Annotated in this window: 14 protein-coding genes and 4 pseudogenes; 9 read left to right on the top strand and 9 right to left on the bottom strand. The window is 68.3% G+C overall.

Annotated features, from left to right (window positions below; genetic code table 11):
• Positions 1 to 15: 15 nt before the first annotated feature.
• On the top strand, positions 16 to 1,509 hold the full coding sequence (locus tag ACWFRJ_RS33540; protein WP_453539550.1) for a HEAT repeat domain-containing protein: 1,494 nt from the start codon (positions 16 to 18) through the stop codon (positions 1,507 to 1,509).
• 327 nt (positions 1,510 to 1,836) lie between these two features.
• Here the strand turns inward: ACWFRJ_RS33540 and ACWFRJ_RS33535 are convergent, their stop codons facing one another.
• A complete protein-coding gene (locus ACWFRJ_RS33535) occupies positions 1,837 to 2,175 on the bottom strand; it encodes a thioredoxin family protein (RefSeq protein WP_453539547.1) in 339 nt (112 codons plus the stop codon).
• Positions 2,176 to 2,659: 484 nt separating this feature from the next.
• Positions 2,660 to 3,799, bottom strand: a complete 1,140-nt coding sequence (locus tag ACWFRJ_RS33530) for a PucR family transcriptional regulator (protein WP_453539544.1) — start codon at positions 3,797 to 3,799, stop codon at positions 2,660 to 2,662.
• A gap of 86 nt (positions 3,800 to 3,885) precedes the next feature.
• Between ACWFRJ_RS33530 and ACWFRJ_RS33525 the strand changes: the two genes are divergently transcribed.
• Positions 3,886 to 4,941: a ferredoxin reductase gene (locus ACWFRJ_RS33525; protein WP_453539541.1), complete on the top strand. Its 1,056-nt coding sequence runs from the start codon at positions 3,886 to 3,888 to the stop codon at positions 4,939 to 4,941.
• A gap of 7 nt (positions 4,942 to 4,948) precedes the next feature.
• Positions 4,949 to 6,067 carry a fatty acid desaturase family protein gene (locus tag ACWFRJ_RS33520; RefSeq protein ID WP_453539538.1) on the top strand — a complete coding sequence of 373 codons (1,119 nt, stop codon included), beginning with the start codon at positions 4,949 to 4,951 and terminating at the stop codon, positions 6,065 to 6,067.
• Between the two features lie 428 nt (positions 6,068 to 6,495).
• Here ACWFRJ_RS33520 and ACWFRJ_RS33515 read toward each other — a convergent pair whose 3' ends face one another.
• Positions 6,496 to 6,969, bottom strand: a complete 474-nt coding sequence (locus ACWFRJ_RS33515; protein ID WP_453539536.1) for a TrmO family methyltransferase domain-containing protein — start codon at positions 6,967 to 6,969, stop codon at positions 6,496 to 6,498.
• Positions 6,970 to 7,736: 767 nt separating this feature from the next.
• On the opposite strand from ACWFRJ_RS33515, the gene ACWFRJ_RS33510 reads away from it, so the two are divergent.
• On the top strand, positions 7,737 to 8,762 hold the full coding sequence (locus ACWFRJ_RS33510) for a hypothetical protein (protein ID WP_453539533.1): 1,026 nt from the start codon (positions 7,737 to 7,739) through the stop codon (positions 8,760 to 8,762).
• Between the two features lie 324 nt (positions 8,763 to 9,086).
• Here ACWFRJ_RS33510 and ACWFRJ_RS33505 read toward each other — a convergent pair.
• The 4 genes and pseudogenes from ACWFRJ_RS33505 to ACWFRJ_RS33490 all read right to left on the bottom strand — a co-directional run.
• Positions 9,087 to 9,539, bottom strand: a pseudogene (locus tag ACWFRJ_RS33505) (zinc-binding dehydrogenase); the annotation flags it as partial.
• Positions 9,527 to 9,876, bottom strand: a pseudogene (locus ACWFRJ_RS33500) (aldo/keto reductase); the annotation flags it as partial. The pseudogenes ACWFRJ_RS33500 and ACWFRJ_RS33505, both read right to left, overlap by 13 nt.
• A gap of 250 nt (positions 9,877 to 10,126) precedes the next feature.
• Positions 10,127 to 10,546 carry a hypothetical protein gene (locus tag ACWFRJ_RS33495; RefSeq protein ID WP_453539530.1) on the bottom strand — a complete coding sequence of 140 codons (420 nt, stop codon included), beginning with the start codon at positions 10,544 to 10,546 and terminating at the stop codon, positions 10,127 to 10,129.
• Positions 10,547 to 10,814: 268 nt separating this feature from the next.
• A pseudogene (locus ACWFRJ_RS33490) lies at positions 10,815 to 11,147 on the bottom strand (transposase); the annotation flags it as partial.
• Between the two features lie 258 nt (positions 11,148 to 11,405).
• Between ACWFRJ_RS33490 and ACWFRJ_RS33485 the strand changes: the two are divergent.
• Positions 11,406 to 12,104, top strand: a complete 699-nt coding sequence (locus ACWFRJ_RS33485) for a hypothetical protein (protein WP_453539528.1) — start codon at positions 11,406 to 11,408, stop codon at positions 12,102 to 12,104.
• Positions 12,105 to 12,433: 329 nt separating this feature from the next.
• Positions 12,434 to 13,347 (top strand): IS5 family transposase gene (locus ACWFRJ_RS33480; RefSeq protein WP_453540240.1). Its coding sequence is split into 2 segments (ribosomal slippage): positions 12,434 to 12,788 and positions 12,788 to 13,347, totalling 915 coding nucleotides; the frame shifts between segments, so codons are not numbered across the junction.
• Here ACWFRJ_RS33480 and ACWFRJ_RS33475 read toward each other — a convergent pair.
• Positions 13,299 to 14,045 carry a hypothetical protein gene (locus ACWFRJ_RS33475; protein ID WP_453540237.1) on the bottom strand — a complete coding sequence of 249 codons (747 nt, stop codon included), beginning with the start codon at positions 14,043 to 14,045 and terminating at the stop codon, positions 13,299 to 13,301. The two genes, ACWFRJ_RS33480 and ACWFRJ_RS33475, sit on opposite strands and share 49 nt — an antisense overlap.
• 105 nt (positions 14,046 to 14,150) lie before the next feature.
• Between ACWFRJ_RS33475 and ACWFRJ_RS33470 the strand changes: the two are divergent.
• Positions 14,151 to 14,808 (top strand): annotated as a pseudogene (locus ACWFRJ_RS33470) (IS5 family transposase).
• A gap of 10 nt (positions 14,809 to 14,818) precedes the next feature.
• Here ACWFRJ_RS33470 and ACWFRJ_RS33465 read toward each other — a convergent pair.
• Entirely contained in the window at positions 14,819 to 15,313 is a 495-nt protein-coding gene (locus tag ACWFRJ_RS33465; protein ID WP_453540234.1) for a nuclear transport factor 2 family protein, read from the bottom strand.
• A 1,005-nt stretch (positions 15,314 to 16,318) separates the two neighbouring features.
• Between ACWFRJ_RS33465 and ACWFRJ_RS33460 the strand changes: the two genes are divergently transcribed.
• Entirely contained in the window at positions 16,319 to 17,482 is a 1,164-nt protein-coding gene (locus tag ACWFRJ_RS33460) for a 4-hydroxybenzoate 3-monooxygenase (protein ID WP_453539525.1), read from the top strand.
• Between the two features lie 106 nt (positions 17,483 to 17,588).
• A complete protein-coding gene (locus tag ACWFRJ_RS33455; protein WP_453539522.1) occupies positions 17,589 to 19,277 on the top strand; it encodes a methyltransferase in 1,689 nt (562 codons plus the stop codon).
• Positions 19,278 to 19,415 lie beyond the last annotated feature (138 nt).

Genomic DNA, 19,415 nt, shown 5'->3' with positions numbered 1-19,415 from the left:
CTTCCCGGGGTGCGTATGACGGCAGAGCATCAGATTGCCTTCTTCCTGAGGGAGTTGGAGAGGGGCGACACCTGGCGACGGGCAGCAGCGGCGAAGGGGCTCGGTAAACTCGGCGACACCGAGCACGCCGCGGTGCTCCTGCGGGCAGCCGCCGACCCCGCGCCCGAGGTGCGGGAAGGCGCGGCGGTGGGCCTGGGCAGGCTGGGAGCCGTTGAGGCCGGGGCGCAGACCCTGTCCGCGCTGATGGACGACGACGATCCGTCGGTGCGCAGGCAGGCCTCTTTGGCCTCTGTCCGGCTCGGGCTGCGCGATCGCGAGGTCGTGAACGCCTATGGGCGACTGCTCGGCGACCCGGACTATCACCTGCGGATCAACGCCTTGGATGCATTGCTGGAGCTGGGCGTGCCCGGTGATGTTCCCGCGCTCCTCCGGCTGCTGGGTGATCCGGCATATGGCGTCTGGGGCCGGGCGCGGGCCCTGGTCGTCGTTTGCGAGAACGACCCGGACGTCGAGGCGGAGCTGGTCCGTACGGCCCGATGGGGTGCGGACGCCGCCCGCGTGCACGCCCTGTGGATGCTGCCGGACCAGCACGTTGACCGACTGCTGCTGTCGCTGCTGAAAGAACTGACGGACGGCCCTTCCACCGAGGTGCGCTGCGCCGTGGCTTTCCGGCTGAAGCGGGTGGACCGCCCAGAGACGCAGGACGCGCTGTTCGCTGCCCTGGAGGCGGAAGGGGACCCGGCGGTGGCGACACAACTCCTGTTCCTGCTCGGGCGATCGGGTGACGAAAGGCTGCTGGGTCCGGCCTCTCGCTGGCTGAGCGACGAGCGGGCGGGGCCGCCGGCTGCCGTTGCCCTGGGGTCCGCGGGCGGCAAGACCGCCACGCGGCTCCTGCGGGCTCTGCTCACCGACCCGACAACGGCCGCCCCCACGCTCGGGGCGGCAGCAAGGACCTACGGCGATATGGGCAGATGGGACGCCGTGTGGCTGCTGCTCCCCCTACTGGACCATGCCGCACCCGAGGTGCACGAGGGTGCGCTGCGCGGCCTGGACGCCATGGCGGACACTGGGTTCCGGCCGTGGGAACGCGCGGCGGTCGCCCGGGCGCTGGTGGCCCGTCTCGGCGTCGCGACCACCCTGGTCGGGGTGGCAGAAAGGGTCCTCACGGGCCTGGCGGAAGCCCTGCCTGGTCTGCGGGAACTAGTGGACCGGACCACCTCCCCCCTTGTCCGGGCCGCCGCGCTGTCGCTCCTGGACCCGCACAAAGCGACGGACGCCGGCACCCCGCACGATCTGCCGCTCTTCGTGCGGCACTTGGACGACGTGCATATGTGGGTGCGTCAGGCCGCCGCGGAGGGGATCGCCCACTGGGTGGCACAGACGGGCACGCTCCCCACAGGTGAGAAGCGGCTGCGCGACCGGCTCACCGCCCTGGAATCTGACCCATCCGATTCCGTACGCGAGGCGGCGGCCGAAACGCTGCGGGCCCTGGACAAGGGCCTTGGGTGAGGCGGATGTCAGCGTGTGCATCGGGGTGCCGGGCGCCGGCAAGCGCGCCTGTTGTGAGGTTTGTGCGTTCTCCACGATGAACGAGGACCTGCTGGAGTCTCGGGGCCGGTCGGTGGACGATTGGATCGCCCGGTTCTGAGTGGAGGCAGCGGCGTTGTGCGGGAAGCGGCTGTTGTGCCTGCTCGAGGCCACGGCTCTTGCCGGGCATTGCGATCGCCCCGCAGGTCAACCCCGGCGGCCTGGCAGCGGACTTCGACACGCTGACGCTGCCGGCCGAGCTCCGAGGCCGGCAGCGCGTGCGTTGCGGCCACGCGCCGCAGCGGCCGCTCAGAGGTGGCCGTCCAGGAACTTGCGTACCTCTGCGATGGTCATAGGCCCCGTGCCGTGCGCCACCGCCTCTCCCTCCTTCAGCAGGACGTAGGACGGGGCTCCGGTGATCCCGTATCGCTCGGTTGCGGCCGGACAACGCGTGATGTCGGCGCGGACGGCCGTCAGGCGGCCTGTGTAGTCGTCGGCGATGTCACCCACGACGAGGTCCATCACCCGGCAGGGCTCGATTGCCTTAGGCCATGTCCCGGTGAAGTATGCGAGGACCGGAACTCCGCTCATCCCGAGGATGAAATTGAACTCCGCGTCCTCACGGGGGCGGTGGACCCGATTAGCCATACAAGCTCCTGACCTCACATTCCGTCATTCCATCCCCATCATCCCTCGCGCGGTGTGCCAGGCCGGCCCGGTCGGTCATCCGGTTGACCTGTCGGAGGGGAGGCGCGGGGCCGTCGCAGAACCACGCTGGTTCCCGGCGCGAGCGGCCCCGCCCCCCGCCTCTGGTGACCCGGCCCGGCAGCCCGGCCGGTCACCCGGCCGCAGCCCGCCGCGCGCCCGTGGGTCAGCTCGTGCCAGGAAAGCAACCTCCACGACGGCATGAAAGACCTTTTTAAGGGCATAGCTGCCCAAATCGCCGACCAGATGCTCGATGAGCGGGCCGGTGCGCGTCGTCCACCGGATCCGGTCGAGCCGTTTCCGCCACCGCGCTTCTCAGAGACAGCGCCCCCGACAAGCGCCAGTGGGTGGCACCGAGAACGAGGCACGATTCCTGGACCGCTCGTGGACCGCTCGTGGACGCGGTCGTGGACGGTCGACGTACGCGTCAGCTGACCCGAAGACCGACCGCAAGCGTCAGTTCAAGGACCCGGTGTGGCGATGCGAGATCCGGAAACAGCTCCCGCAGCTGCGACATCCGGTACCGGACTGTCTGGGGATGGACGAACAGCGCCGCCGCCACCTCCTCCCGCCTGCCCTGATGCAGCAGCCACTCCCGCAACGTCTCCTCCAGCCGCCGTGCGGTCGCGGCAGGCAAGGTCCGCAACGGTGCGAGGGCTCGGGCACGCAGGTCTGCGAACGCGTCCACGTCGGCGCTCAGCACCAGCTCGGGCAGGTGGTCCTCGGTGTCGCGAATATCAGCGGAGAGGGAGCGCGCGCGTACGGCTCGTGCGTACGAGGCGGACGCACGAGTCCATGGCCGGGCCGGGCCGACCACGGTGGCGCGGTCGATTAGCTGCCTGAGGAGATGTGATCGGTCGGCATCGGGGACGAGCAGCACACCGGTGGCGTCCGGCAGATCGTCGAGGACCAGGGTGTTCGGGTCGAGCGTGCGGTAGGCAGGCCGGGCCTGGTCGGCGGGCAGCAGGACCGCGGTCAGCGAAACCGGAGGCTGCCACCCGGCCCGTTGAGCAGAGGCCAGCAGCACGTCCGGGCTCGCGTCGGCGAGGAGGTCGCGGGCCAGGTGTTCCAGGTCGCGCTCGTGGGCCCGGCCCCGGGCGGCCAGTTCGTCGGCGTGGCCCGCCGCGCTCGCGGCGGAGAGCTCGTCGATGTAGGCGAAGGTCAGTTCGGCGAACTTGGCTACCTCGGCGGCGGGCAGACCTGCGGGTACGGCACCCGCTGCCAGGCATCGCCAGGCCACGCGGGCGCCGACGCGGTAGGCGCTGAGCAGGGCGTCCATCGAACGGCCGTCGCGCACCTCGCCGCGGCCCAGCTCGTAGGCCGCGTCACCGGCGTCGCCGCCTGTGGCGTTCCCGCTCGCGAGGTCCAGGTAGTGCCCCAGGGCGGTGCGGACGGCTCGGCGGATGGTGGCGCCCATGCGGCCCGAAAGAGCGTTGGCGTAGGGAGGGACCTCGTCGATGATCGCCTGGACGACCTCGTCGGCGGTGCTCTTCAGCGCGGCCCGAAGTGCGGTGACCGTCGTCTCATCCAGGGCCAGTTCGCTGGCCTTCCGGATTGCATAGCTCATTTTTTGTTCCCTGCGAACAATTCAGCCGACCAGATTCACGTCCTGCGGTCAGGACTTTACGCCCTGTGGCGCATCAAGCTGAAGCCATGACGAGTGCAGCCCTCCGCAGCAGGGCATGGAAACTGCTGGAGACGGTCACGACGCCGCTGCTGCCGTCGGACTACCTCGACCTGGTCAGCCCGCTGCGTGCGGGCGCTGACCTGCGTGGGCGCATCGAGGCCGTGCACCCCGAGACGGGTGACGCCGCGACCATCGTGATCAGGCCGGGACGGGGCTGGCGCGGCCACACGGCCGGTCAGTACGTGCGGATCGGGGTCGACGTCGACGGGGTGCGTCTGTGGCGTGCCTATTCCATCACCTCGCCGACCAACCGCCCGGACGGCCGCGTCACGATCACCGTGAAGGCGATCCCGGACGGCAAGGTCAGCAACCACCTGGTCCGCAGGGCGAAACCGGGCACGCTGATCCAGCTCGACCAGCCGACCGGCGACTTCGTGCTGCCGCGGGCCACGCCCGCCAAGGTGCTCTACCTGACGGCCGGCAGCGGCATCACGCCCGTGATGGGCATGCTGCGCGACAGCGAGTTCGACGACGTCGTCATGGTCCACTGCGCGCCACAGCCGCAAGACGTGATCTTCCGCACCGAACTGCACGACCTGGTCGCGGACAAGGAACTGCGGCTCACCGAGGTGCACACCGACACGGACGGCATGCTCGACATCGCCCGTCTCGACGAACTCGTGCCCGACTGGGCCGAGCGCGAGACCTGGGCTTGCGGCCCCGCGGGCCTGCTCGACGCCGCCGAAGAGCACTGGAGTGAGCACGGCGTCCAAGAGCGCCTGCACACCGAACGCTTCCGCCCCAGCATCGTCGTCGCAGGCGACGGCGGCGAGGTCACGTTCAGCGTCACCGGCAAGACCGTCGACGCGGACGGCGCCACGCCGTTGCTGGACATCGGCGAGGAGACCGGCGTGCTCATGCCCTCCGGGTGCCGCATGGGCATCTGCTTCGGCTGCGTCACGCCGCTCAAGGCGGGCGCCGTCCGTGACCTGCGCACCGGCGAGATCACCGAGGCCGAGCCGGGCGTCCTCATCCAGACCTGTGTGTCCGCCGCGGCGGGCCCTTGCGACATCGAACGGTAGGAGCACCTTGACCGCCATCGACCCCACCGACCACCTGACCGCGGAGCAGATCGAGGAGCTCGGCCGCGAGCTGGACGCGATCCGCGACGAGGTGATCGCCGACCGCGGCGAGAAAGACGCCGCCTACATCCGTAAGGTCATCTCGGCGCAGCGCAAGCTCGAGCTGGTCAGCCGGGGTGTGCTGTTGTTCTCGATCTTCCCGCCCGCGTGGCTGATCGGAACCGCCGGTCTGTCCGTGGCGAAGATCATGGACAACATGGAGATCGGCCACAACATCCTGCACGGCCAGTGGGACTGGATGCGGGACCCGAAGATCCACTCCACCACCTGGGAGTGGGATCACGTCTCGCCGTCCGAGCAGTGGAAGCACTCGCACAACGAGCTGCACCACACGTACACCAACGTGATCGGCAAGGACAACGACCTCGGCTACGGCATCATGCGCGTCGACGAGGACCAGAAGTGGCACCCGTTCCACCTCGGCCAGCCGGTGTGGAACTTCATCAACGCCTGCTTCTTCGAGTACGGCATCGCGGCGTACGACCTGGAGCTCGCCAAGAACCTCCACAAGCGCCGCCGCAACAACCCGGAGTTCCGCGCGCGGGCCAAGGCCGTGGGCCGCAAGATCCGCAAGCAGGTGCTCAAGGACTACGTGATCCACCCGCTGCTTTCGGGTCCGTCGTTCCTCCCCACGCTCGGCGCCACGTTCACCGCGAACCTGGTCCGCAACATCTGGACCCACTCGGTGATCATGTGCGGGCACTTCCCCGAGGGCGTGCAGGTCTTCGAGCGCCGGTCGATCAAGGGCGAGACGCGCGGCCAGTGGTACCTGCGCCAGATGATGGGCTCGGCGAACATCAGCGGCAGCAAAGCCATGCACTTCATGACCGGCAACCTGTCGCACCAGATCGAGCACCACCTGTTCCCGGACCTGCCCAGCAACCGGTACGCCGAGGTCGCGGTGAAGGTGCGCGCGCTGTTCGAAAAGTACGAGCTGGAGTACGTCACCGGGCCGCTGCCCAAGCAGGTGTTCTCCGCGTGGCACAAGGTCTTCCGGCTCTCGCTGCCGAACAAGAAGCCCAAGGTCAAGACGCCGGACCGCGAGCAGGAGCTCGTCGCGGCCTGATTCCCGGTCTTGGTTCAGATCTTTCGGCCCTACCGGCGGCACCCCGGGTCCAGTGAGATCCGTTGCGGACGGTGGGCGGCCGCGATATCAGACCGTACGACACGGGATCCGGGCAGCCCGGTGTCCGGCTGCGCTGCCTTTACGTGCGCCGGGAGCTCAGCACACAGCCCCCCGGCGAGGTGTTGTAGTGCGCTGACCTGCCGTGGTCGAGCCGGTAGCCGGGTGCGTACTCGCACTCGGTTTGCCGACGGGCGGGCCGGAGTGGAAGGGATGGGCTGTGACGCGGACACTGCCGGCACCGATGCTCGCCGCCCCTGTGTCCGACCCTGCGCTGCTGCCGGGGTCGGCGGTTATGGACAGGGTTTGACGCTGTCCATTGCCCATTGCCCATTGGCGGCTGTGGAGGTCTGAGCGGGCTCTGGTCCACTTCACGACTTGGTGGACCAGTAGTCGGCGAGCATCTCGTTCGGCCAAGCTGGTTCCCGCACGGGGCCGCGCGGCCCCATCGCCTGGAAGTACGGCGACAGGTCGTAAATCGTCGACCCGACTACTGCGTCCAGATCGGTCACGCGTAGCCGAAGACCTTCGATCTTCAGCAACCGCGGAAAGCTCTGGGCAAGCTGGTTGGGACGTCTGTGGTTGCGGTGTGCCAAGGTGCCTGTGGCCGGCCACGCGGGATTCCCGCGGGGGCTCCGCGCGTGATACTCGACGTCCTCTGGCGACGCCTGGTTGAAGTGCCACACCACCAACAGGTGGGAAAACTCCTCAAGGCCCTGCACGGATTCGAGGGGGAACTTCCCCTCATCAAGCTGAATCACGGACTCGACGCCACCCCAGAAGTCGTCGGCGACCTCGGTTCGGCCCTCAACGACTTCTCCGATGGGCTCGATCTCCAACGTCATGCTCCTGCCCTCCGCTAGGACCCAAATCGGAGTGGTCAATCTACGTGGGCCAGGTACGCGGTCGCGCGCGCATTGAGAACCCCAACGGCTGGAATCCCACGCGCGCGATAGGAGTCGGCGCATGTCATCTACGGTTCCGCGAGCCCGGCCCGAGTAGATGCCGTCCTCCATCGCGTCCAGGACGTTGGTCCAGGTCGCGCAGGCCTCCTCAACACTGCCCTGCTTGATCTGTGTGGCCCCCATATACCCAAGTGTGACCGCGTGGGTGCGGCAGAACTGTGCTCCTCGGGTCCGGACGGACCGCTGGAACTCCTTGACCGCCCGATTGGGATCCCCGAGGTCCCCGTGCGCGCGGGGACGACCCCTCGCCAACCGGATTCGCGCGTGGGCGGCCGGCCTGCTCTCCGCGTGGGATGAGGGCGGCGGGGGCTTGACGGCCGTGGTGCGGCGGTGGTTTGTGTCGGCGGGCCGCGCTGATCGGGGTAGTGGTGCTGAGGTTGTTGATCCGTCGGCGCCGTGCGAGGCGACGCGTGGGCGGATGCGGTACGCGAGTGGCGGCTTGCGGTTCCGTTGCCTCGAACCGGTTGTCTTTGCCTCTTGACCCATCCCGGCGTCCGGCCCTTGACAGGCTGGGGCCTTCGGTGGTCCACACACACGACGAACAGAGGGCGCGCATGACAGTGGTCCAGGGCATCTTGGCGGCGATTGCAGCAGCCGTAGTGGGCGTGCCCTTCGCGGCTGTACTTGCCGCCTGGGGAGACGGGGGTGTGAAAACAGCGGAGAAACCGTCACGGCCCGACCCTGCCGTCCGGCCCGGCACGGACGCCGGGGGCGTCCCCCTGAAGAAGGGCGCGAAGGGCGCGAAAGACACGCCCGGCGACTGGGATGACATCTCGCCCTTGTACCGCTTCAACCTCCTCACCGTCGTGGCGACCATTGTCCTGTTGGAACTGGCGGTGGCTGAAGTGATCTCCGACAACGGCTGTGCGTGGGCGATCGCTGGCCTCTTCGCGCTGATGGTGTCGGCGGTCCCGATCGTGCGGTACGACATGGGGGTACGCGGTCTGCCGCTGGCAGTGCACGTGTCGGGCGCGCTGGCGGTGGCAGCGGGGTGTCTGGGCGTTGGTGCTTTCGTCACCGAGCCGCGGGCTCACGGACTGGGGTTGATGCTGCTTGCCGTCGCCGTCGTGGGTGCGGCGACCGTGTCCGTCCTGTCTCTGGTCCGGGCCCGGGTGACGCTTACCGTGTTGCCGGTCGCTGTCGCTGTTTTGGTGGCTGTGTTCGGTGCGGTCTCATCGTCCCAGTACGACACGCCCGGTTACGCCATGCGCTACGGACATCCTGTGCGTATGGAGTTGCCCGGCAGTTGTGTGCAGGGCAGGGGCATGGGGTGTGTGATCACGTGGGACCGGCCGGACCGCGGGCCGTCTTCCGTCTTCTCCTACGGTCAGCAAGTCACCGTCCACTTCAGCGAGGAGGGCCGGGCCCGTTACGGGCGTTACTACGCGCTGGGCGGTCTCTACAGGCCTGGAGACGGCAACGACCCGACGGGGGTTTCCCTGGACACCCGGGCCGTCGGAGGCGACGCGTATGTAACCCTCGGCTACCAGGCCGGCTCCTGGACGCCCATGGGCAGGTACCGCCTGCCCGGACTGGCGTGGGCGTCCCTGCCCCTCTTCCTGCTTCCGCTGGGAGTGCACCTGTTCCTCGTCAGGGACAGGGCGACCCATCCGCTACGGCGACGCCGGGCCGGGGTGACGGAACCTGTGGCCGAACAGGCCGAGCGGGCGTGAGAGTAACTGCGCAGGGCTGAGCCACCAACGGGCGCGTGCTTGCTCGGCTCCCGTTCCGCTGCACATGGCCAGATCCGGGCGCCTGAGGCTCCGCACTGTGCGCCGCCTTCTCCTGGGCCGTGCTGCTCCGGAGACATTGCAGCAGACGCCGTGGGACGGCACTCTGTGGCGGACCGGCCCCTTCCAAGGCGGACCGCCCAGGCCAGCGCGCCCGAGATGCGGGGCCATCACGGGCCGGGGGAGTCCGTGGCGGTGGGGTAGGTGACGTGGGTGCAGCCGCGGCGGGTGGTGATGTCGTTGACGTAGGCGTGCAAGAGGGAGTGGAGGCGTCATGTCGCCGTAGGTGGCGATGCTGCGGGGTTCGCCGAAGCCGAACAGGACCCCTGACGGGAACGTGGTGTCCTGCCCCGAGGAGTACCCGACCACGTGGATGGTGCCGCCCTCGGCGAGGGAATTCCACGCCTGGGCCATCAGCGGCCCACCGACCGTGTCCAGGACGAGGTCGAACCGGCACTCGGTCTCGGCCAGGTCGGTCAGGACCTTGTCGGCCCCGAGTTCGCGGAGCCCGGCGGCCCGGTCCGGCGAACCCACCAGTGCCGTCACCCGGGCGCCCGCCAGCGCCGCCAACTGGACGGCGAAGTGCCCCACGCCCCCGCTGGCGCCGGTGACCAGCACGTCGCGCGCCAGCAGGGAACGCTTGCGCAGCACCCGCAGCGCGGTGACTCCGGCGATCCCCAGTGCGGCACCGTCGGCCAGATCCACGCCCGCTTCAGGGAGGCGTCGAGCTCGGCGAAGATCGCCTTGCGGGACAGCCCGGCGCCGTTCGGGCCGGGGCGCATCGGCATCCAGACCTTGGCGGAGAGAACGACCTCTTTGCGCCGGGTGAAGTCCTTGACCGCCTGGCCGACGATCTCCTCGCTGCTTCCGGCGCTGTACCCATTGGCCGTGTCGAGGAAGTTGACGCCGCTCTCGAGGGCCTGCTTGATGATGTCCCGGCTGGCGTCCGCGCCCAGCGCCCAGGACTCGCCGCCCCGGTCCGGCTCGCCGAAGCTCATGCAGCCGAGGGTGATGGCGGAGACTTCCACTCCGGTCGTTCCGAGTTGATGTATCGCATGCTTCCGAACCTAGGAATTGGAGTGCGCTCTAACACAAGTGCGGAGGCGTGGAGCATGCGCGCCCTGTCAGGTTTTGACAGTTTCGGCCAGCCGTACCAGAGAACCCAGTAGTAGCGAGTAACAAACTGTCAATTCTCGGCCGAGCGGGGCACTACTCAGCCCCCGTTATGTTTTCCGCGGCCCTCTTGCAGGACCGCGGAAAACATAACGGGGGAGGGGCACGATCGAACGGCGCGGGCCGTGGAGCTGTCAGGCCGCGACCAGGCCGGTCTTGTGGGCGCCGGCGTTGCTGAATCGGAGCCAGAACTCGACGCCGTCCTTGAAGTCGGTCCCCAGGATCGTCCACCGGCCGCCCGGTGCGTTGACCTCGCTCTTGCAGACCATCTGATTCTGGTCGTGGTTCTTCAGGTAACACAGCTTGAGCACCGTGCCGTTGCTCGGCTTGACCTGGATGTCAGCACACCGGGAGGTCGTGCGGTAGTAGAGGGTGCCCGGCGGCGCGTCGATCTCCCCGGACACCTTGTCGTACTTCCATGCGCCGCCCAGGCAGGAGGCGGCAGCAGCCGGTTCACGCCCCGGCGATGCGGCCGCGGGTGAGACCGCGAGGAGGGATGCGCCGAGAAGGACGGTGGCGGCCAGGACTTTGCCACGTTGAGTGCGTATTGGCATGTCAGTTTGCTCCTTCCGGCCACGCACCGGATTCCCCGATTGGGTACCTGAGTAGGCATGTGGCCTTCGGCTCCGGTGGTCAGCCGGCTCCGATATCCCCTGAAACTAGGGGAAGTTGTTGCCCTGTCGCGTCAACCGCAGGATTGAAGTGAGACTCAACCCAGGGGCGCAGGCGGGTAAACCCTGGCTGTACGCCCCGTGCCGTGAGGGCGGGATCACGTCCGCTGGAGTGGTGTATTGATGGCCACTCGGTGATCTCGTTTTGAGGTTATGCGGTCAGTTCGGTCGGGATGGTGGTCTCCTCGGTTTCTGACTCGATGGGGTGGAGGCGGGCTTTGGCCAGGAGTTCGCGGGCCATGTAGCGGCGGGCCTCGGTCCACTCGTCGTTCTGCTCGGCCAGCACGGCTCCGACCAGGCGGATGACGGCGGTGCGGTCGGGAAAGATGCCGACCACGTCGGTGCGGCGGCGGATCTCCTTGTTCAGCCGCTCTTTCGGATTGTTGGACCAGATCTGCCGCCAGATTTCCCGTGGGAACGCGGTGAAGGCCAGCAGGTCGTGCTGGGCGGCATCCAGGTCGTCGGTGGCTTGCTGCTGCCGGTCCCGCTCCTCCCCGCACGCGCGGGGATGGACCCGCTTTGAGGAGGGGTTCCTCCGGCTACCCGTTCTGCTTCCCGCGTGCGCGGGGGAATGGCGGAGGCCGAGTACGGGGCCCCGGGGCCGGTCAGGCCAAACTGGGCTCACGCCGAGGAGCAGGGGGATGTGGGTGGCGTTCAGAGCCGTATAGGCGCAGTGGGGGACCGTCTTCACGCACCTGCCCGATCTCGGATGCGAGCGGTCGTGGGGCGAAGTGTGGAAGGTATGCCCGACCGCGCCACTGACATGCGGGCCGGAGTCTCAGCCACGTTCCTCTACGAGAACAGCGACGCTCGCACCCTCGTCAAGAACGCGGTCGCCGAAAGCCGCAGCCGCCACGACCGCGAGAACCGGGAGGAACGTGATCGGATCGAAGCGACCTGGCGCGAGCGCGCGCTGAACGCCGAGGAAGAACTGGGGCGAGCCCAGAAAGAGATCCTCACCCAGTGCCAACGTATCGGCGAGCTGATGGGACAGATCCGCGACTTTGACCAGATGGTTCCCAGCGAGTCAGTTCAGGCCCTGATCAGCGAGAAATCCACCCTCAAGCACCGCGTCGACGTGATCACGCAGGAACACTGCAAGCTCCAGGAACGACTCGAAAGCGCCCCGCCCCACCCTGCGGTTTTCCGACAAACGCATCGCAGATCTCGAAGCCCAGTTCCTCGAACAGCAGCAGCCGTGACCGTCACACCCGGTTCCGACCCAATCCGCCTCGACCGCGAACAGGCCGCTTCCAGGGCCTCCAGGGCGACGCCACGGTCCGGCGCTACCGACGATCCCGCGAGCTACTTACGCCGCTCATACGCTATGCCCTCCTTCGCCTGCGTTTTGAGTTCTTCGTCCTCGATGGACTTCGCAATGAGCTCAGCCCGGTCGGGGTCAGTGGCGGCCACTCGCTCCGTCACTCTGAACAGCGTGTAGTCCCTGAGCGCGGGATCGGTGGTGATGGACTTGGCCAGATGCTCAGCCCGGTCAGGGTCACTGGCCGCAATCTCTTTCGCCTTCTTCGACCGCGCAACGTCCTCGTCAGCGCGCTTCAGCTTCTTGGCGTAATCGGGGGACATAGGCGTCTACCTATCGGCGAGGGGATCTAGGTCCTTGCCAGCGAAGCCCACACCGACAGAATCGTCAACTGCCCTACCAGCAAAGCTCGTTCCCTTACAGCAATGCTGCAGCCAGCCCCATCCCCAACACCGGGCTCAACACGGGTACACGCAGGGGGACCTAGGCCGTTTCGTTTGGATCATCTGATCGTTGGCCTGGGTGTCCCGTTGACTGACACGCAGTGGGCGCGGATCGAGCCGTTGTTGCCAGACCGGACGCCGCAGCGGGGTGGCCGGTGGCGGGATCATCGTGAGGTGATCGATGCGATCGCCTGGAAGTTCCAGACCGGATCGCAGTGGGTCCATCTGCCCGAGAAATACGGGAACTGGAAGGGCGTCTACAACAGGCTGCGGATGTGGGCCATCGACGGAACCTGGAAACGGGTGTTCACCGCGCTCATCGCACAGGCCGACGCCGAGGAAGACCTCAGCTGGGCCGTCTCAGTCGACTCCGTTGTCGTGCCCGCTCACCAGCACGCAGCCGGGGCCCGCAAAAAGGGGCCCCGGCCGGTGAGCCCGATGACAATGCCATAGGCCGGTCTCGCGGCGGACTGACCACGAAGGTCCACCTCGCCTCCGATGTCCACTGCCGACCACTGGCCTTCGTGCTCACCGCCGGACAGGCCGGTGACGCACCCTCCTTCGCTCACGTCATGGCCCGCCTCCGCGTGCCTCGGCAGCGAGGACGTCCCCGTACCAGGCCGGACGTGGTCCTGGCCGACAAGGCGTACTCCTCCCGCGCGATCCGCGAGCATCTGCGCAAGCGCGGAATCCGGGCGGTCATTCCCATTCCGGCCGATCAACGCGGCCACCGGCTGCGGCGCGGCAGCCGAGGTGGCAGCCCACCCGCCTTCGACCGCGAGGCATACAAGCAGCGCAACAGCGTCGAACGCTGCAGCAACCGCCTGAAGCAGTGGCGGGGCCTCGCCACCCGCTACGAAAAGACCGCAACCATCTACCTGGCCGGACTCCACGTCGCCAGCATCTTTCTTTGGTCTGCCAGGCCAACGACTCAGGAGCAGGAGCGAACCGCATCGTCCCAGGCGCCAGGGCTGCGGTAGTGATTCTTGTGCCCCGCGGCAAGCACGTGGCGCAGTTCGGCAAAGTGCGGGGTGTTCGCGGGAAGATCCAGCCGGCAGAGGAAGGCCAGTGCGGCAGTCGGCTCCACGTCGCCGTAGACGTCGTGGAAGCACGCCAGAAGGCCGCGGAAGACAGCCGAGTGCAGGGCAGGAAGCCGCATGGCGGTGCGATATGTCAGCTCCTTCACCGACCAGCGCACCGGGCCCGAACACTCCAGAACCCGACGGGCTCGGCGGAGCAGGGCTTCCGATCGCTCGGCCACCACCCGGTCGACTTCGTTACCGAGAACCTCGGCGAAGGCCGTCGCGGAAGTGGCGTGATCCTCGAACCAGTCCACCCACAGCGAGTAGGTGACGGCTTCGGCGTCCCGGTCCGCCTCCAGCCGCTGACGGTAGCCGTCCCACAGTACGTCGACCGGCAGGGGACCCTCCGCACCCTCGTTCGCGAACCGGATCTCGCACGTGACCCAGTACTCGTCGAGGAGATCCAGCAACCCGAAAGCCAACCGCACCTGGTCGGCTGCATCCAGGTCTTCGGCGAACACATCACCGGCCCAGGATTGCGCCACCTGGTTGGCGGTGAGCAACGCGTCCGGTTCCTCGTCGCTCACCCACCCGTCGCGCACCCGGCTGACGCCTTGATCAGCCAGCCAACGCCGTGCTGCCTCCTCGGCTTGCATCTCCACTCGGGAAGTATGACAAGCCTCGCAAGATCCGAACGAAACGTCCTAGGGCCTGTTCGGCGGATCATGTGACTGTCGCCGTCGCGGGTCGTTGGCATGGCCATGGGACGGGGAGATCTAACGAACGCGGAGTGGGCACGGCTCAAGCCATATCTGCCGACTTCCGGCCAGCGTGGCGGGCGTTGGGCAAGCCACCGCAGGATCATCAACGGGATCCTGTACCGGCAGCGCACCGGGGCGCCTTGGCGGGATCTGCCTGCGCGATTCGGTCCGTGGAAGACCGTGTACGAGCGACACAGGCACTGGTCGGCGGACGGCACATGGGACCAGGTCTTCGCGGCTGTCCTGTCCGACGCCGACGCGGAAGGCCGCATCGACTGGTCGATGGTGAGCGTGGACTCCACCTCCTGCCGGGCCCACCAGCACGCCGCCGGGGCCCGCAAGAGGCCGCCGCGCCTGCCATCTCGGCGGCGACAAGGCGTACTCCTCCCGCCGCAACCGCCTCTACCTGCGCCGACGCCAGATCAAGCACACCATCCCTGAACCACTGAACCAGCGGGCCAACCGCAAGCACCGCGGCAGCAAGGGCGGTCGGCCCACCGGTTTCGACAAGTCGATCTACAAGCGCAGGAACGAAGTAGAGCGGACGATCAACGCGCTGAAGAACTCCCGGGCGGTCGCGACGAGATACGACAAGCGCGTCTACATCTTCCACGGCACCGTCACCATCGCCTCGATCCGACTCTGGCTCCGCCCATGAGCCGTCGGGCTCAGCTCGATGCCTGGGCGCCGGTCAGTTCCGCGACGCGAGTGGCGGTCTCCTCCGGCAGGACAGGCGGCTCGCCCGTGGTCCAGACGGCGCGTACGGACATGCGGCTGATGCGCCAGCCGCTGTCGGTGCGTCGGAGTTTCCCCTCGTAGATGCCGCCCACCGTGAATAGGGGGTTGGCGCCCTCGCCCCGTGCTTGGAGGGTGGAGTCCAGGTGGACGTGGGTCATGTGGGCGTTCCAGGAGGAATCGGCCGTCCGCGCGCCCGGTTCTGCCCGGACGAGGACGTCGGAGGAGACGTGCAGGGTGGCGGCGAACCGGCCGGCGGCCTCCTCTACGTGGCGTACCGCGTCGGCGCCCTCGGCCACACCGAGCGGCGGCGTCGTCCGTAGATCGTCGGTGAAGTAGGCCCCGGCCCAGCCCTCGTCGAACCGCCGCTCGTCCATGATCCGTAAGAAGCCGCTGATGAGGGTGCTGATCTCGAAGTGGTCTCGGATATTCGTCGTTGTCTGTGCGTGGTGTCTCTGTAAGGCTTGCAGAGCGTCCGGAGCGTGGGCAAGAAGTTTCGGTTGGCTCCGAAAGTGCTTGCCCTCCAGGAGGTCACGGTGCTCAGCGTGGTACTACCTCGGAAGTCTGAGCACGAGCTCTCACCCTGCTCCCTGTACGTGCAGGGATGGACCCGCCTACGGCATGAGCGCCATGGAGTCCTCCCTCTCCTCCCTGCACGCGCGGGGATGGACCCTCGGGGTCGGCGTAGGGGCTGTACGGGTGCTTCCTGCACGCGCGGGGACGGCCGGGAGCGGTTTCGGTACCGGCCGCTGGGGTTGGTGCCGGGTCGGCGTCAAGGGTCGGTTGCCGGTGGCCGGTTGGTCTCAGGTTCAATTAATCGGTCAGCGTGTGACCACTCTGATCGGGTGTCGCAGATCCGGTGATGAGTTGGCCGATGCGACCGGATCGGCCATCGGCCACGGGCTGCGGGCCGTGGCCGATGGCCTTCGTGGAACTCGCCGATGTCCTGGCGTCTGCGGGGTGTCGGTGCCGGTTCTGTGTCCGGGAGCGGTTCTGAGGACTGTGGTCTGGTCTGCGGGTGTGGGGCGCTGTTTGTGTCGGGTACCCGGATTGGGTAACCAGTGATGGGTCGGGGCCGGTGTTGACGGAGCCGGGTGTCTGGGGTGCGGGGCCGCGGATACCCGGCCTCGTCGTGGTCGGTCGCGGGGTGCTGGCGCGTGTACCGGTGGTGGGTGGCCCATTGCGTGCGGTACCCGGCGGCGGGGGAGCGATGGCCGGGATGGCGATGAGTGAGCCGCGTGAGTGGATGGCTATGGCACCGGCGGGCGCGCGCCGGGGTCCGCGCGCCGGTGGATGAATCCGCGTGACTGTTTTTCCCATTGGATACAGGCATTTGGGTGATCTGGGTGCGAAGGATGAGTTTGGCCTCCTTAGTATCTGGCCTCGTGACAGACGGGAAGAGTCGGCCGCGGCAGGCTGACCATGCGACCGGTGTGATTGTTCTGGGGTCCGGTCCGGCCGGGCTTGTGCTCGGCAACATCCTCATGGACAGCGGGATCGACTGCGTCGTCCTGGAGCGGGCCGAGCGCGCCCATGTCGAGACGCGGTCACGCGCAGGGTTCCTGGCCGCCAACACTGTGCGGATCCTCGACGAGCATGGTCTTGCCGACGGCCTGCACCGGCGCGGACGGACGCACGGCACCTGTGAGTTCCGCACCGGGGACGGCCGTTTCCGGCTGGACTACAGCGGGCTCGGCCGGGGAGAGAGCCATACCGTCTACCCGCAGCAGGACTTGGTGTCCGACCTGCTGTCGCGCTTCCTGGCACGCGGCGGGCAGATTCGTTTCGCCGCCGAGGCCGTAGCCGTGCGCGATGCCGACAGCGAACGGCCTGCGGTAGCCGTACGCGAGGCCGACGGGCGGCCCGGTCTGTGGCGTGCCCGGTACGTGGCCGGTTGCGACGGGCGTCACGGCGCGGCCCGGCGCTCCCTGCCTGCCGGAACGGTCCGTCACCACCGTGATCACGGCGTGACCTGGCTGGGGCTGCTCGCCCAGGCGCCGCCCAGCCTGGATGCCGTCGGGTACGCGGTGCACGAGCGGGGCTTCGCCGGGCACATGGCCCGCACCAGCGAGGTCACCCGCTACTACCTGCAGTGCGAGCGCGGCACCCCGGCCGGCGCATGGTCCGAGGAGCGGATCTGGGACGAACTGGAACTGCGCATGCGGGCACGCGAGTACGGCCCGCTGCGCCGCGGGCCCATCCTGCAGCGGTCAGTCCTCGACCTGGAGTCCGACGTGCTCGAACCGCTGCGTCACGGCGCGCTGTTCCTCGCGGGTGACGCCGCCGGGCTGATCAGTCCGTCCGCGGCGAAGGGCGCCAATCTCGCGGTGCTCGAAGCGGCGCTCCTGGCTCGTGCCCTGATCGACGCCCTCACTTTGGGGGACACCGCCGGCCTCGACGCCTACTCGGCGCGATGCCTGACACACATCTGGCGTGCACAGGAGTTCTCCCACTGGATGATCGGCCTGTTGCACGGCCCGTCCGGTACGGACGGTGAATCGCTGTTCCACAACTCCCTGCGGCGCTCGCGTCTTGCCTCGTTGCGCACCTCGCGCAGCCAGCAGGACTGGTTCGCGGAGCACTACGTGGGCGTGTAGCCCCCTCTCTTCCCCGAACCCCTTCACTCGCGTACATCCGTGCGCGTATGTCCGTGTGCGTACGTCCGTGCGCATGCGTTGAACCCGGAATGAGGAACCTCCCGCAATGATCACGACATTGTCGGGCGATACGTCTCGCCTGCGCGCGGCGGTCGACTTCGTCAAGGAGCAGGACACCGCCGCACTGCTTGCGCTCCTGCTGCCCGGGCTCGACGGCCCGGAGCTGCGGGCGTTGGCGGAGCGCTGCGACTTCTCGCACGCTGCGCTCCTGGTCTTCCCGCCGGACGAGGCGGCGCTGCACGCCATGTTCACCGACTGCGGTCTCGTCGTGGAGGCGCCGCCCCAGCCGAGCGTCATCGTGCGCGAACGTCTGGCCGTACGGCACCAGCGGTGTGCGGCGGACCTCACCGTCGAAATCCTGCGCCCCGAGGTGGATTGCGCGGACGGCGCGCGGCGCATGGTCGAGGTGTTCACGCTGACCGTGCCGCCGGGGTCGTCCCTTGACACGCTCGCCGCGCACGAGCGGGAACAGCAGCACGAGGCGCATGTCGCCTTCGAGGTCAAGGCGGCGGACCCGTTGGTCTTGCGCGGCCTGTGCGCGGCCTTGGGACGGTACGGCGCCACGCCCGACGGCGGTGGCTACAACCCGCATGAGAACGGCACGGTGTTCTACTTCGCCGCGCCCGCGCAGGCCAAGGCGGGGTACCGGCGCGTAGAGCTGTATGTCCCCGGTGACCACCGTGACCTCCTTGCCGCGCACCTCGACGAATACCGCAGGCGGCAGCCTGCCGAGAGCCTGCTGCGCCTGCTGACAGGGGCGTGGACGACGCAGGCCCTGGCCGCGTTCGCACGGTTGGGGGTGGCCGACGCGATGGATGCGGAGCGGAGCATGGCCGTCGCGGAGCTGGCGCGGGACGTCGATGCGTTCGAGCCGAACCTGGCCACCCTGCTGCGCTATCTCACGATGCTCGGTGTGGTCAGCGAGGAGGGTGACGGTTACCGTCTGACGGAAACCGGCGGGCTGCTGCGTTCGGACACCGAAGGGTCGATGCGGGCTCTGGCGCTGATGTACGGAGGAGTGTTCTACGAGTCCTTCGCCGGGCTCGACCACACCGTGCGCACCGGGCAGGTCGCCTTCGAGCAGCGCTTCCGCGACAACCACTTCGACCACTTCGCCCGTGATCCACGACTCGCGGAACTCTTCGACCAGTCGATGGCCGCTGGTTCAAGGATGTTCGACCCGCTGCCCGCCCATCCGGTCCTGGCCGCGGCGGCCGACGGGGCCACCGTGGTCGACATCGCGGGCGGCAACGGCGAACTGCTCTGCCGAATCCTTTCCGCTCACCCTCGCCTGCAGGGCCTCCTACTGGAACGCCCGCACACGGTCGAAGCCGCCCGCCGCCTTCTCGGCGCGGCCGGGCACACGCAGCGGTGCGGCTTTAGGGCGGGCGACTTCGCCGATGTGCCCGCGGGCGGCGAGGTGTACGTACTGTCCCGCGTCCTGCATGACTGGGACGACGAGCGCTGCCGCGAGATCCTGCGCCACTGTGCCCGCGCCATGCCCGCCACCGCCGATCTGCTCGTCGTCGAACGTGTCCTGCCCGCCGACGGCTCGGCCTCGTTGGCCACGGCCTGGGACCTGCACATGATGTGCAACGTCGGCGGCCGAGAGAGGCGGGCCGACCACTACGCCCGGCTGTTCGCCGAGGCGGGCCTCACCCTGGTCGACGTGGCACCGCTGCCTCTGGACGGAAGTGTGCTGCACGTCCGCAGGGCCGGGCCGTCGCACCTCTGATCCACGCTGGGGCCGTTGCTCTCACGTCCGGCCCGTGTCAGGAGAGTGATCGGGCCGACCTGGTGGCTATGTGGGCGGCCGTGTGGGTGGCCATGGGACAGGCATCGACCTCACCGCGCCCGCTCGAGCTGCTCGAGG

The organism is Streptomyces sp. NPDC055239 (genome assembly GCF_053606205.1).
Note: the sequence above shows the minus strand (reverse complement) of the source record. Positions and strands in the feature narration are given on the sequence as shown.